Origin of the sequence: Enterococcus sp. AZ067, assembly GCF_051715005.1 — a bacterium.
Classification (GTDB): Bacteria; Bacillota; Bacilli; order Lactobacillales; family Enterococcaceae; genus Enterococcus_D; species Enterococcus_D casseliflavus.
The window spans coordinates 3,657,510-3,672,363 of the sequence record NZ_JBIOSY010000001.1 but is presented as its reverse complement, the minus strand read 5'-3'; the positions used below and the strand labels follow the sequence as shown (position 1 = coordinate 3,672,363).

The 14,854-nt window shown below is 33.5% G+C and carries 9 protein-coding genes and 1 pseudogene; 8 read left to right on the top strand and 2 right to left on the bottom strand.

The genetic code is table 11. The features are described from left to right. Positions 1-52: 52 nt before the first annotated feature. Positions 53-1,267 (bottom strand): argininosuccinate synthase, encoded by a 1,215-nt coding sequence (locus IGI82_RS17430; protein ID WP_429968889.1) that lies wholly within the window; start codon positions 1,265-1,267, stop codon positions 53-55. A gap of 406 nt (positions 1,268-1,673) precedes the next feature. Here IGI82_RS17430 and rplM point away from each other — a divergent pair, with 406 nt between their 5' ends. Both rplM and rpsI read left to right on the top strand, forming a co-directional pair. Further along, on the top strand, positions 1,674-2,120 hold the full coding sequence (gene rplM / locus IGI82_RS17425; protein ID WP_301280258.1) for a 50S ribosomal protein L13: 447 nt from the start codon (positions 1,674-1,676) through the stop codon (positions 2,118-2,120). 15 nt (positions 2,121-2,135) lie between these two features. After that, the gene (gene rpsI, locus IGI82_RS17420) at positions 2,136-2,528 is read left to right on the top strand and encodes a 30S ribosomal protein S9 (protein WP_003128901.1); all 393 of its coding nucleotides are present in this window, start codon (positions 2,136-2,138) and stop codon (positions 2,526-2,528) included. Between the two features lie 216 nt (positions 2,529-2,744). Here rpsI and IGI82_RS17415 read toward each other — a convergent pair. Next, a pseudogene (locus IGI82_RS17415) lies at positions 2,745-3,197 on the bottom strand (transposase family protein); the annotation flags it as partial. Positions 3,198-3,388: 191 nt separating this feature from the next. On the opposite strand from IGI82_RS17415, the gene IGI82_RS17410 reads away from it, so the two are divergent. The 6 genes from IGI82_RS17410 (at position 3,389) to IGI82_RS17385 (ending at position 14,756) form a co-directional block, all read left to right on the top strand. Next, positions 3,389-3,538 (top strand): hypothetical protein, encoded by a 150-nt coding sequence (locus IGI82_RS17410; protein ID WP_438842574.1) that lies wholly within the window; start codon positions 3,389-3,391, stop codon positions 3,536-3,538. A gap of 342 nt (positions 3,539-3,880) precedes the next feature. Then, positions 3,881-5,926, top strand: coding sequence for an NACHT domain-containing protein (locus tag IGI82_RS17405; RefSeq protein ID WP_438842573.1), 2,046 nt, complete (start codon positions 3,881-3,883; stop codon positions 5,924-5,926). Positions 5,927-7,175: 1,249 nt separating this feature from the next. After that, on the top strand, positions 7,176-8,963 hold the full coding sequence (locus IGI82_RS17400) for an RNA-directed DNA polymerase (RefSeq protein ID WP_438842572.1): 1,788 nt from the start codon (positions 7,176-7,178) through the stop codon (positions 8,961-8,963). A gap of 691 nt (positions 8,964-9,654) precedes the next feature. Continuing rightward, the gene (locus IGI82_RS17395; protein ID WP_438842571.1) at positions 9,655-10,722 is read left to right on the top strand and encodes a hypothetical protein; all 1,068 of its coding nucleotides are present in this window, start codon (positions 9,655-9,657) and stop codon (positions 10,720-10,722) included. Between the two features lie 376 nt (positions 10,723-11,098). After that, positions 11,099-11,677 (top strand): restriction endonuclease subunit S, encoded by a 579-nt coding sequence (locus IGI82_RS17390; protein ID WP_438842570.1) that lies wholly within the window; start codon positions 11,099-11,101, stop codon positions 11,675-11,677. Between the two features lie 4 nt (positions 11,678-11,681). Beyond that, on the top strand, positions 11,682-14,756 hold the full coding sequence (locus IGI82_RS17385) for a type I restriction endonuclease subunit R (RefSeq protein ID WP_438842569.1): 3,075 nt from the start codon (positions 11,682-11,684) through the stop codon (positions 14,754-14,756). Positions 14,757-14,854: the final 98 nt, after the last annotated feature.

Here is a 14,854-nt window from a genome sequence, read left to right as displayed (position 1 = left end):
TCTCACCTCAAAAAAAGATTACGGCTGAAGCGGCAGCTTCAGCCGTGCATACTTAAATCAATGTTTCTGTTAGTTGCTGTTGTGCTTGGATCTCAGCGTGCACTTTGCTTGGCAGTCCCCATAATTTGATGAAGCCGATAGCCGCATGCTGATCAAAGGTATCTGCAGAAGTATACGTTGCTAAGTTTTCATCGTACAAGCTGTTTTCAGATTTCCGTCCTTCACAAATGACGTTGCCTTTGAACAATTTCAAACGCACGATCCCGTTGACGTAGACTTGCGTGCTTTTCAGGAAGGTAATCAAGGCTTCCGTCAATGGATTGAACCAAAGACCATCATAGATGACTTGGGCTAATTGCTGCTCAATGATTGGCTTGAAATGCGCCAATTCCCGCACGAAGACCAAATCTTCCAATTCTTTATGAGCCGTCATCAAAGCGATCGCTCCCGGACATTCATAAACTTCCCGTGATTTGATTCCCACCAAACGATTTTCGATATGGTCGATCCGACCAACGCCATGCTCGCCAGCCACCCGGTTCAGTTTCATGATCAATTCTGCTAGATTCATCGTCTCACCATCAATGGCGGTCGGTATCCCTTGATCAAAAGTGATCTCAACGATCGTCGGTACGTCAGGAGTATCTTCTAATTCTTGCGTGATGGCGTAGGCTCCTTTTGGCGGGGTTGCCCAAGGGTCTTCTAAGACGCCGCACTCACAGGCACGTCCCCACAAGTTTTGATCGATGGAATACGGATTGTCCAAGTCAGCGGGAATCGGCACCCCTTTTTCAGCCGCATAGGCAATCTCTTCTTCCCGGGACCATTTCCATTCCCGAACCGGCGCGATGACTTTCAAGTGAGGCGCTAAAGCGGCGATCGCTACTTCAAACCGAACTTGGTCGTTGCCTTTACCAGTACAGCCGTGGGCGACGGTTGTTGCGCCAGTCGCTAATGCCAATTCCACCAATTTCTTGGCGATCAATGGACGAGACAAAGCGGAAACAAGAGGATAAGAATTTTCATAAAAAGTATTGCCTTGTAAAGCGATCAAAGCAAAATCTTGGGCGAATTCTTCGCGGGCATCGATGGCATAAGATTCAATCGCGCCAACTGCCAAAGCTTTGTCTTTAATGGATTGGGTGTCGCGACCTTCACCGATATCTAGGCAGCAAGCCACCACATCATATCCTTGGTCCGTTAACCATTTAATTGAAACGGAGGTATCTAATCCTCCAGAATAGGCCAATATTACTTTTTCTTTCATACTTATTAACTCCTTTTCCGCGTGTTTTCAAGTGATTGAAGCTATCTTATCAGAATAAAAATAATAAATCAAGGGTAAAATTAAATATTTATACATAAAAGTGGTTATTATCAGGTTTTTATACTATTATCGATGGTTAAGGAAAAGAAGTGGATGCTCACTTTGTTAATGAAAGTTTATACATAATATTCATTATGGTATTCAGTTTTAGAAACCTGCAACAACAAGTTTCGTTTTTCAGAGAAAATGGCAGAAAACGAATGGAGAAAATTTTCAAAAAGAGGCGGAATTACGTTGACATTAGGCTTTATAGAAGGTATTATGTTATATGGTATTGTTTGCCCCACAAGAGCCCCGGAAACTCAAGTGTATGTCAAACATTCGTGAAATTGAATTGGAGGAAAAAATTGTGCGTACAACATATATGGCCAAACCAGGCGAAGTAGAACGTAAATGGTACGTAGTAGATGCAACAGATGTTCCTATGGGTCGTCTTTCAGCAGTAGTAGCATCTGTCTTACGTGGTAAAAATAAACCAACATTCACACCTCATGTGGATACAGGCGATTTCGTAATCGTCATTAATGCAGAAAAAATCAAATTAACAGGTAACAAAGCAAGCGATAAAATTTATTACCGTCACTCAAACTTCCCAGGAGGATTGAAATCAGTCTCTGCTGGAGAATTACGTGCTAAAAATTCTCGTCGTTTGATCGAAACTTCTGTAAAAGGCATGCTTCCTAAAAACACTTTAGGCCGTAAACAAGGAATGAAACTTCATGTTTATGCTGGCGCTGAACACCCACATGCTGCACAACAACCAGAAGTATTGGACATCACAAACTTAATCTAATAGGAGGGAATTTCATTGGCACAAGCTCAATATATCGGCACTGGCCGTCGTAAAAATGCAGTAGCCCGCGTACGTTTAGTACCAGGTACTGGTAAAATTACTGTTAACAAAAAAGATGTTGAAGAATACATCCCACACGCAGACTTGCGTGAAGTAATCAACCAACCATTCGGCGTTACAGAAACTAAAGGTTCATACGATGTTTTTGTAAACGTAAATGGTGGTGGATACGCTGGACAATCAGGTGCAATCCGTCACGGTATCGCACGCGCATTGTTACAAGTTGATCCTGATTTCCGTTTAGCTCTTAAACGTGCTGGCTTACTTACACGTGACGCACGTATGGTTGAACGTAAGAAACCAGGTCTTAAGAAAGCTCGTAAAGCTTCACAGTTTTCAAAACGTTAATCTTTTTATATCGATATTTTCAAAACACTCTCCTTTGGGAGGGTGTTTTTTTTGCTCTTTAACATTTTGTATTTATAGAGAAAGGTACAACTGAAAATTTAGTCATAGCTAGTTAGACAGAGTGTTTAACTGGTTTTTATTTCACTTGGAAGATTAAGCCTTGACTGAGGTGAATTTTCGCTCGAAAGTTGTAGAAATTTCGATAGCTGTAGGTTATGTTTTTAAACAGATGTGCAGGACACGCAGGATGGTTAAGTCAGAGACAAAACAGCGATCGGCAGTTTCTTTTCTTGTTGTATTCTTCGCCAGTTCCAAGGCATTTTGAACCTTTAATTCCTTTGAAAGATAGCAGTTTTCATCTACCAAATTTGTCTGAGTATTGAATGTCGACTGACATTCTTTACAGTAAAAGCGCGTACGTACCAAGCGTAATTCTGTTTTGGTTGCTCGATAAGGCAGAAGTTGGACCTTCGTTTTGTGGGAGCCATTTTTGATGGTTTGTCCTTCATTTTTGATGCCACATTTACGGCAATGACTTGGTATATAGCTAAGTTTGGCATGGATAAGATTGGTGCGAAACCCCTCTTCTTCTTTAGTCTCTAACCATTCTTCTTCGAAGAATAAATTTTCATCTGTTAAACCTAACAATTTTCTAGTACAATGATCCATGGAGATATCCTTTCTTGGTTTGGTTTTGTTTTAGTCGACTAAATTCTACCAGTTAGGCTATCTCTTTTTCTATATTTTTTGCAAAAAAAGTGTCAGTAGAAAATCCATAGACTTTCCATCAAAACTAAATATTGTAGAACCGCAATTTATACAGTTATACTAGGTAGTAATAAATAAGGGAGATCACAGGAATGAAGCATGACAATTTCAATTTTGAAGAATACCCGAGTAAGGAAGAGTCGTTGAGAATTGAGCAAATGATACAATTTCATGAAAAAAATATAGTTAATGTAGATACAGAAAATAAAGATTTTCAAGAAGTCTGGGAAAATATTATTTAATCAGCCATCAATTATACAACAATCCGTGCTGAATGGAACTATTTAAATAATGAACTAAAAGCTGAAAAAGATCCATCAAGAATAATGATACATAATACTGTTCTTAGTAATTTTATTGTCTTGGAACGCATATTAAGTTAAATTCATAGAACAGTATTAGTTGGACTAAAGAGCTATTTTTACAAGGCAAGGAAGAGAATAGAACAAATTATATATTTATATGAACAAACAATTGAAGCTTCTATAGTTAACGATGATTAAAAATAACGGGAGTAGATTTTATTTTGATGAGTGATGTTAATTTGGAGATGAATACTATAATAGTTAAAAGGAGAATATTTTATGTTAGGTGAGTTAATTGGTGGTGCGTTATTAGAATATAATCTTGGAGAATTAAGCCGACTAACAGTAGGTGGGCTAGTTGAATCATGGGAACATTTTGAAACTAAGTACAATAAAAGCTTTGAAGAATACTTTCGAAAGTCTTTTGAAAAATATAACAAAATTCGTACAATAATTGATAGCAGTAAAGTTGAAAAGTTGACAGAGGTTTTTCAACCGACATCATTACAACAAATAGACAGGGAAAAGAGACGATCTGAAAAAAGAAGACTCACATCAGATGAATTTTTACCTTACATTCAAAGTAAAAAATACGTTTGGATTACAGGGCATGGTGGGATAGGGAAATCGACATTAATGAAGCACACTATGCTAACTATTCTTGGAGATGAGAAAAAAAGTAAGAATAAAATTCCTGTATATATTGAGCTTAGAAAATACAATCATGAGAAAGGTAAACGGGAGGGGATTCTTGATTTTATTTATCATGAAATGAGCTGTGTAGGATTCAATTTTGAACAAAATTTATTTGAGTATATGTTGGAACAAGGGAGATTTCTTTTTTTATTTGATGCTTTTGATGAGATTGTCTCAGATAAATCTTTTAAATTTTTACAAGAGCTTGAAAATTTTTTGACAAAGTATGATAAAAATCAAATGATAATTTCAAGTAGATTTATGCCACGAGGAAACTTAGATAATTTACTGGAATTACATGAATTAGAAACCAATGGACTTACTAAATATGAAGCAATAGAAATGATAAAAAAAACAAAAATTGAAGATGAAGAGATCAAGATAGAGTTTATTGAAAGGTTAACTGATGGATTGTTTGAAGAATATGAAAGTATAGCATCAAATCCAACATTATTATTATTGATGATGAATCTGTTTGGAGAAAATTCAAATTTTCCGAAAGAAAAAAGTGCATTCTTACTTGAGGCGTTTACTGTATTATTCAATAAGCATGACGGAAGAAAAATTGGTTATTCGAGAGAATTTCGGAGTAAGAACTTGCGACAGGGACAGATGATGAAAACTTTCTCAGCTTTTTGCTATTTAACTTATTTTGATACCAATGGATCTCAAGGAGAGTTCACTGAAAAATACATTCTGGGAAACTTGGAAAAAGTTATCCAAAGTAAAGTTTGGCTTTCAGAAGATCCAAATGTGAATGTTGAAAGTTTATTATATGACTTTAGAGTATGTATGTGCCTTCTTTATAAAGAAGGTGAAAGATTTTATTTTGTACATAATATTTTTCAGGAATTTTTTGCAGCATATTATGTATTCAATAGCAATAAAAAATTTAAGGTTAAATTTTTAAAAAAGTATATTTTGAATAATCCTGATAGAAAAGATGGAAGAAGTAGAATTAATCAGAGACTGCTTCGAACAACATTTGACTATATTGGGGAACTTGATAATGCTGAAGAACAGAATGTTATTTCATATGAATTATTGTTACCATTATTGAAAATGATAGAATCAGAACCTGATTTCATTGATTATCATCATTTAAGTAGAGCTAGGAAGTTTAATATAAGCATATCTGGAGATGATATTTATATTTCTATTCGGCCGCAATATGCTGAAATAAAAGAAGTGACACTAAATCGTTTATATAGAATATATAAGAATTTTAATACAAGTGTAGTTGTTGGTTTCAAACCAAGAGAACTAAGAATCACTATGGTAGAACTAGAGGAACTTATTGAAATATTGAGAAGTCAAGAGCGATTGGACTTGAGAATTACAATTCAAACAAAAGATGACAATCGCTATCAAAAAGATAGGGTAATATTAGAAGAATGGGATGATATAAAAGACATCAGAGATATTAGTAAGATGGTTAGAGAAAAAATAAAAGGTATAGTAAATATTATTTGTTCTATAGACGTGGACTTTATTTTTTCTAATAATATTTTATGTAAATTATATAAGGAAACCGCTGCCTTCAAAAGGAATGAAGAACTTCTTACATTATCTTCTTTTTTGGAAAAAGAAAGTGCTATTAGAGAAGATAAAGGTGAATTGTTACTATAGATAATTTGATCAAATTAATTTTTATACTGATTTAGAAAGTGTTAAGAAAGTAAATGAATTATCTTTTAAAGTATTTGTTTCGGCTCGCATGTTTTTATTTAAAAGTTGACACCATTGATTTCAAATTTATTGAAATTCACTGAAACTTTAAAACGTGAATCGCGCTATATCTATTGTTTTTAAAGGCTTTTAAACCTTATTCAAAACCCAATCAATCGAACCAGGTCTTAAGAAAGCTCGTAAAGCTTCATAGTTTTCAAAATGTTAATCGTTGCTATACTAAAGGTTTCAGACACTTTCTCATTGCGAGAAGGTGTCTTTTTTCGTTCTGGTAATGACAATAATTTTTTTGCTTTTAAACAAGTGTATGCAATGCATTTTTTCTTGCATTTTGTTTAGATTTTCAGTGACATGAGAATAAGTGATAAGCGTAGTTTCATTATTTTAAGTCCCCATCGATCTTTTGCTTATTTAAAACTTTCTAGTAAGGGAGGGTCATAAGTGAGTCAAATTCCGAGAATACTAATACGCTTAAAATTATACTTTTTTTTTAAATATTTCGTTATATTACTTGAATAATCTGTAAATTTATTTGAATTAAGGGAATGAGTAAAGAAAAAAAGTTAACAGAAAGCAGATATTATAATTATTTTAGTAGAGAAAGTTATTCAGATTTTTTAGGAAACATAAAAAAATTTATTCTTACTGTAATCAACCATTAGAGAATCTTCGGTCATTGAAGGAATAGGTTTTTGATGTATGTTAAATATCAAATAAAAAAACAAGTGTTGAAATGATTTTTATTCCCTCAATACTTACTCATGACAGTTTATAATTTAATTCAAAAAAAGGAATTATTTCATTCAGATGAAATTTCTTCATTAAATTTCAAAAAATATTGGTATAATAAGAAATAATACATAAAGATAGTATGCTGATACATTTGATTAGAATTAAAAAGACAATTTATTGAAATATTAGAAGAGCTGAAGGGAGTGTAGATGAAGCAAAAGAAGTATTATGGAAGTTTTTAGAGATAAAAAAATAAATATTAGTTAAATATAAGAGCAATAAACATATTTTTTGCTCTTATATTCAGTATCTAATCATAGTAAGTATATTATTTTGAGTAAGGATTGATTTTTGATCGGAAAGGATAGATAATTTACTAAAAAATTTATCATTATCAAATTTTATATGGAAAAATCTTATGTATATTGTGAAATTATAAAGGAGGCTGATTTCATAAGTGACCAATGATTTAGAAATCTTAGTAGAACAATTTGCGTCAACATATTTGCCACCATTCTTAGATTGTTTCTCAGGTGCTGAAGAATTAATCAAAAAAATTGAGAATAACCATATCAAGATATATAAGCGTAGTGCAACAAATAACTATGTATCTGTTGATAAGAGTCAAGTTAATATACCGAAATATATTTTCAATAAGGGATCAGAATCTATTAAATATTTTTCTTTTAAAAATGATCTGAGTAAGCGGCCAATGGGAATAGCTAATCCAATTTGGTTCTTTTGTTTTGCGTATAATATTCTTAGAGCTGAGATCGATTGGCTTGAAACGTTTTATCACGATGAGAAAAACATGAGTAGTTTTTTGATTCATTCAAATTCTCCAATTTTGGGACGAGAAAATATAAACAAGTTTGAATATGATGAACGAGACATGATTATAATAAAAGAATTTTTGAGTGGATTAACCAATGAAAAGCAAAAGAATGCAGCATTCAAAAAAAATCAAGAAAAGACGATGAGAATAGAAGGCATTAATCCGCTATATATGCAGACTGACATCGAGAGCTATTATCAGAATATATACACTCATCAATTTTCCATGCTTAGCGATCGAGAGCCTTATTTATCAATAAAAAAAGATTCTTTAAAGGAGTTTTTTAATTTTCTTGATGAATACAACATGGGAATTAATGATAACCATACGAAGGGAATATTACAAGGACCTATTTCGTCTTCTATAAGTGCAGAATTTTTAGGAATATATCTAGATTTCACAATTCAAGAGATTACACCTAATATTGCATTTGTTCGTTATGTAGATGACTTCACATTTTTTTCAACAGAGGTTTCAAAATTGGAGAAACAAATTGAAATATTTGATAGAATTTTAAGGAAGATGGGCCTATCAAGGAAAATTGAAAAAACTGTCTTGGAAAAAGGTTTCCCAATCAGTAAAGAGGCAGATTTAAATGAAATATTCTATTATTTTCCTTTTCTGAATGAGAAATCAAATAAACATCAGTTAGACGAAGAAAATACTTCATCTTTAAGACAGTATGTATTTAAACTGGTTAATGAAGAAAGAATACCTCAGATTAGAGCGTTACTTACTATTCTTAAAAATTACGTAGATCGAAATTATCAAACGAAAAAAATGCATATCAAACAATCACTTTACTTGATTCCCTTACTATTAAAATTGGAATACTCATTTCCAGTTGTTTCAACACATGTTAATCGATTGATTTTTTCAATATGTAAATATTCAGAGCGAAAAGAACTAAAAAGAGTCGTTAGCTTTCTGTATAAAAACATTGACTATGTTGAATCACATTATGCAGAAACAGAAATACAAATCTGGCACTATTATATAATTACTTCTTTTTGTACTGCAGATTTAAGAAAAAAACTCTTCAGGAGAATGTTACGTCGCTGTAAAACTGATTTTCATTCAACTGATACTATTATTTTAAGTTTTTTTATAAAATCAAATCTTGAAGAAAATTTTGCTATATACAATTTTGTAAAAGATAATTATATGGAAAGCTGCGGATACGCTCCTAAAACATCAAATCTTAATGGAATAGGGTCCTCTGCATGGTGGTTAGTATTTGTAAGATTATATCAGTATGTTAGTAGTCAACAAAAAATATATAGTGCCAAAGGGAAGAGCAATCCACAAAAATTTAAAACGCTTGCGAGAAAGGTAAATGTTTTATTTGGGAGTAAACAAAATCCCAATTATTCTGAGTTAGGAATCTTTATTGATTTATTAAGGGATTAAGGCGTAACCTTCTTGTCATAAAAAGTCTGACACGATTAAAATAGAAGGTGTTATTCTTTAAACAGTCAGCTCGAAAAGTTTCGGTATTTGTAATAGACAATAACAGCATATAATTTTATATAGTTCAGTAAAATTCCATGAAATGGAAAAATCAAATTCATAATGTTTATAATTCTGTAAAATGCTATGAAAAATAAATATACTAAATCAAGTCCTAGAAAAACTCATGAAGCCTCTAACTTTCAAAATATTAATAACTTCCGTAGTCTAAAATCGTTTATAAGAGATTTTAGGTATAATGAGCTATGTGTATTTTCCATATAATACAGTAAATAAATCATGTCTTATAAGCACCATTCTTTTAATTAAAGAACTATCCCAGTATAAGATGAGATTAAAAAGAAGAAAACTAAATTTTTTATTTAGCTCGTCTCTAAGTTGATTTCTTTTATTGGAATATTCAAAATTAAGTCCCTTCTCAAAATGGGGTCGAATGTTGCTGCGCATATCATCTAACTGTATGATAGTAATTTTAGCCACCCTATTGTGGAATATGTGATGATAAGTACAATTTAGGAACAACTAAGAATAATTTTGTTCGAGTAAAATTTTAGGCAGGAAACTTTAGTAAAAAACTATGTTGATTTCAATATAGATGAGTTGAACAATAGTCTATTAAGGAGAATAGTTGATGTTTAAAATACTGCAGCGTACTTCATTAAAGACAATAGAATTGGATTATTCAGGTGAGTATAGATGTATAAATGTAGATTCAATTTTAGTAACTAGAATTCGGAACCTATTGAACAGTATTTATCATGGAGGGGTTAGATCTGGAATCTACGGGTACGCAAGAAAAAATGAAAACCATGAGTTGAATGTAGTATCTTTTTTTAGAGGATTTAGACCTGACTTCAATCATGGAAATTATGAGGAAGTGATATCTAGGTATTTCCACAATTATTTCGAAGTTGGCGAAAAAGGAAAGGCCTATCGAGAGAATGTCCTAGATGATGGTATACCAACTTATTTTTACGATACACCAGATAGTGAAGAAATAGATGAATTACTTCAGTTAATAAATTCAATACTAAAAAAGAACAATTTTGGGAAAATTAAACCTGAGAAGATACGTTCTTTGATCGAGAAAGATACTTTAGGTACTTATATGTATTTATTGAATTTGGCTCATAATATTGGGGGAAGATGGGAAAACAAATGTAGAAGTCCGTTTGTGTCTGCATCTTATGGGAGTAAGGGGTTTGAGACAGCGCTTCGCTTTGCCCAAGCTAGAAATACTGATATCAATTCATATGTAATTTGGGGATTTACGAATATATATGATAGTGGAAACTATATTTTTACAAAAGAACTATCTCGAAATCTAGGCATGATGAATGTAAATTGGTATGAAGACATTCATTCAGAGATAATCATCAAAGACAGTATTGCTCCACAGAATATTTTAGGCGTCTTTGAAATAAACAATGAGACAGGCGCAAAACAATTTATAATAAATCCCTCTCTTTATAAATTGTTTTATGCAAGTAAAGATATGCATAGATACAAATTTTCTGAATTAGTTAATTATATATGTCGCGAAGGCATACCCATAGATCAGTCAAATTTCATGGAATGTGCTCGAGAATTAGGATATAAATCATATGGATACCGTCTGCCCAATGGACAAACTTTTGCAGGAGAAATTGATAGGGAAGCAAATATACGCTTACCTGAAAATACAAATATTTGGGAATGAAAATTATTTTTTTAATCATCTTGAATATGGCTGAGTTATGCTCTTGTTTATGGTTTTATGAATTTAGGAAGTTGATGGATGCTGATTAATAGTACAAGTCTACTGGGATTTAAGGATATTCTCCCATTATGAATGATATTGAAATAAGGAATATTAAAAGAGTTATTTGAAGATAGTGGTTTTGATCTCGGTAGTAAACTATACAGATAAAAACCGCATTTTTTTAATGCGGTTTTTTGTAATATGAAAATATTTCAAAAGAAAGCGGTTGACATGTTATCAGTAAAAAGGTATCATAACACCATGAATATAAGTTATATAAATATATTTCAAATAATCGAATTGAAAAAAGTTCTTTTTAAAGGAGACAACCAAAATGGAAAAAAGAAAACTGTCCGATTTTGTTAGCTTTGTTCAAGGGGTTAACCAGTCGAGAGCTGAAAAGCAGTTTGGGGATCAAGAAATACCATATTACGATCAAGCCTCCTTTGAAGATGACTATCGACATTACAACGAAATGAATCAGGAAGAGAAAATAAATGAATCTTTTACGAGTGAAGTAACCTTGGATAAGCGTGATATTGTAATTAGCAATTCACTGCAACGTGCGACCATGGTGGGCGAGACGAACATTGGAAAAGTACTCTCTATCAATTTTACTAAAGTAAATTTTATTAATGAGGAGTTAGACAAGCATTATTTTTTATATTTGTTCAATAATTATCAAGATATCCAACGTCAAAAAGAACGTGAACTGCAAGGAACAGGACCAATTCTTCGGTTGACAAAGCAATCTCTGGAGAAACTTATTATTCCAATCGTTCCTTTAAAAGAACAAAGAAAAATTGGAGCGATTTATGTTGAATCACTAAAAGCACAAAGTAAATTGAGTGAATATGCGCGTTTACTTGAAAAATTTACAGGCACCATGCTGGAAAATAAACTAAAGGAGTAGAGAGATGAAAAAGAACTCGAGTGTAAAGAGCCTATCTGAATTAAAATTCGAGCAAGAAGTGATTGATCACTTAACAAAAATTGGTGGAGTAAAGCAGTGGGAATACAAAAAGGAAATAAAAACGACGGAACAATTGTGGGACAACTTCAAAAAAATACTTGAGCAAAATAATCAAGCTCGTTTAGTACAGCCACTATCAATAACTGAATTTAATCAAGTAAAAAAGATCATCACAAATATCGATTCTCCTTATTCCGCTGGACAGTTTCTATATGGTGTGAATGGGGTTTCCGAAATTGAAGTAGATCTCGATGATGGTAGACATGTATTCCTTACGGTTTTCGATCAGGCACAAGTTGGTGGGGGGAACACTGTTTATCAAGTAGTGAATCAAATTGAACGACCCAAAGTGGTTGACGGCAAACAAAATCGGCGATTTGATGTAACACTTTTGATCAATGGACTGCCTATCATTCAAATTGAGTTGAAAAAAGCATTACATAATGCAACGGAATCGCTAAATCAAATGGAACAATATATTGCTGAAAAACAATTTAGCGGTATCTTTTCTACGTTACAAATACTAATTGCAATGACACCATTTGACATTCGTTATATGGCAAATACGACTTTGCAAAGCTTTAATCGTGCATTTGCTTTCAATTGGCAAGATGAAGAAACGGCACAACCAGTGCGTTCGTGGAAGATTTTTGCTGATAAAGTGCTCTCCATTCCAATGGCTCATGATTTAGCTACTCGGTATATGATCCTTGATGGGACAAAGAACAAAGAAAGTATCAAAGTTATGCGGCCTTATCAAGTATATGCAACGAAGCGAGTACTAGATAAAGTACGTAAATTTGATTTTAAATATGGCGATGGAAAACTAGGATATGTTTGGCATACTACGGGATCTGGAAAGACCATTACCAGTTTTAAAACAGCATGGTTAGCAAGCCGATTGTCTAATGTGGATAAAGTGATTTTTTTGGTTGACCGTATAGCTCTGACTAATCAAACTGCAGATGCTTATCGCGCATACGATCCCATTGCTGGGTTTGAAGGGAAAACAGGGGTAGTTAGTGACACAGCCAATATTTCAGATTTACATCGGAAACTGACGAAGAAAAGTGATAAAAACATTATTGTGACAAGTATTCAAAAAATGTCTCGTTATGTAGCAAGAGATAGTTACAAACCATTGACCGAAAATATTTTATTTATTGTCGATGAGGCTCACCGATCAACAGGGGATGGGCTAAAAAATGAAGGAATGCTTGAAACCATTCGAAAAGCATTGCCAAATTCTGCATGGGTGGGTTATACGGGGACACCGAAGTTTCCAGAAACAAGAGAGATTTTTGGTGATTTACTCCATGCCTATACTATAAAAGAAGCAATCGCTGATAGAAATGTCTTAGGATTTAAAGTTGAATTTAAAGAAACGATTGAAGCACCTAAAGATCCAACAGAAGAAGAAATCGATGACACTATCCGTGGGAGCGTATATGATTACAGCCCAGAACATGTAGAACTTGTTGTCAACGACATCTTTAAAAATTGGAAAGAGCGTTCAAATAATCGTAGATATAACGCGTTACTCACCGTCCATGTTGGTGGAAATCGCGCCAGCACTCCACGTGCGATGGAGTATTTTGATAAATTTATGGAAGAAAACAGCAAGCGTCCAATGGAAGAACGACTGAAAGTTGCTGTGAGCTTCTCAGTTGATACGACAAATGGTGTTCATCAACTTCGAACCAATGAAAGTCTTCACCGAGCTATCAAAGCTTACAATGCATTATTTGGCACAGCTTTCGATATGACCTCGGTCAAAGCTTACACAGAGGATTTGACAAGGCGTTTGAACAAAACGGCTGATGATGGAAACTACTTAGATCTAGTGATCGTCGTGGATCAATTGTTAACTGGATTCGATGCCCCTGAGCTGAATACGCTCTATATTGATCGCACATTAAAAGGCGGGAATTTGATTCAAGCCTACTCACGAACGAATCGTATCCATGATCGTGATGCAAAACCACAAGGAAATATTGTGAATTACCGTTGGCCCGTGCAAAATGAGTATGAAATGAATGAATCATTCGCAATTTATTCAAACCGCGAATCCGCAGCAGAGCAGCTTACACTAGATGAGCTAAAAGAGAGCAATGAAGAGTCTGGAATTTTAGCAAAATCATTTGGTAAAGTCGAAGCTGAAACCAAAGCAGTCATTGAAAAATTATCCGAGTTAACAGATAACTTTGTTCAATTGCCTCCAAGTGAAAAAGCGCAAGAAGAAGTATTTAATGGATTGAAGGACTACAACCGGTTACTCAATCAATTGAAGCAATTTACCGAAGATGATGACAAGAATCCAGTATCTGCTTATGATGAGCCAGAAGTATTTTATGAGCGTTTGGGAATTACAGAAGATCAAGAAGTTATGCTGACAACTGTCCTGGCCAACGAATTGCGGGAAAGACGTGCTCAAATAGAAGAAATTGATATTTCTCAAGTCAATTTAGAAATGGTTCATATCCACGATGTAACCATTAACTATGATTATTTGATTGAACTGATTGCGCGCATGGCTGATGAAGTGCATGAAAATAAAATGGATGAAGCTAAACGAACGAAAGAGGATATTGACATTGAAATTGCAAAATCAGACAGTGATAAAGAAATAACAAAAGTTCGTAGTTTTGTTTCCAAAATTTTTACCAAAGAATTTGTTTTCGATAAGTATCCAGCTCCGCGCGATATTGAAAAAATGAATTTAGCAATGGAACAATCGCAAAAAGAAGGAAACATTAAACTACTAACAGAATTTATTCGCAAATGGGGATTGGACAATAGTACGAAGCCCAAAGAGTTGGATAAATTAATTCGACGTCACCGAATTGGACAAGAAGATATGGACAAGCAAGGGGAACTCACAGCAATCATGAATGATGCAAGATCTGACTATAAAGAAATCGCCGCAGCTGATATTGCTGCATTGTCATGGGTTAAATACCGCATTGAATTTCGTAAAGCCTTTTATAAAATGGCGGATGAAATCAAAAAAGAAGAATAATGAATATTATTTTTAAAAAATAAGGACCAAAGGTTGAAAATAATCAGTAGACAGTCATAATAGCTATACAGATGCCAAAAGAAAAGCAAGTGACGAAT

Excerpts from the sequence above, each read along its gene's own strand:
- IGI82_RS17405 (WP_438842573.1), top strand. The coding sequence starts at position 3,881 with ATGTTAGGTGAGTTAATTGGTGGTGCGTTATTAGAATATAATCTTGGA.
- IGI82_RS17430 (WP_429968889.1), bottom strand. The coding sequence starts at position 1,267 with ATGAAAGAAAAAGTAATATTGGCCTATTCTGGAGGATTAGATACCTCC.
- IGI82_RS17410 (WP_438842574.1), top strand. The coding sequence starts at position 3,389 with ATGAAGCATGACAATTTCAATTTTGAAGAATACCCGAGTAAGGAAGAG.
- IGI82_RS17395 (WP_438842571.1), top strand. The coding sequence starts at position 9,655 with ATGTTTAAAATACTGCAGCGTACTTCATTAAAGACAATAGAATTGGAT.
- IGI82_RS17390 (WP_438842570.1), top strand. The coding sequence starts at position 11,099 with ATGGAAAAAAGAAAACTGTCCGATTTTGTTAGCTTTGTTCAAGGGGTT.
- IGI82_RS17385 (WP_438842569.1), top strand. The coding sequence starts at position 11,682 with ATGAAAAAGAACTCGAGTGTAAAGAGCCTATCTGAATTAAAATTCGAG.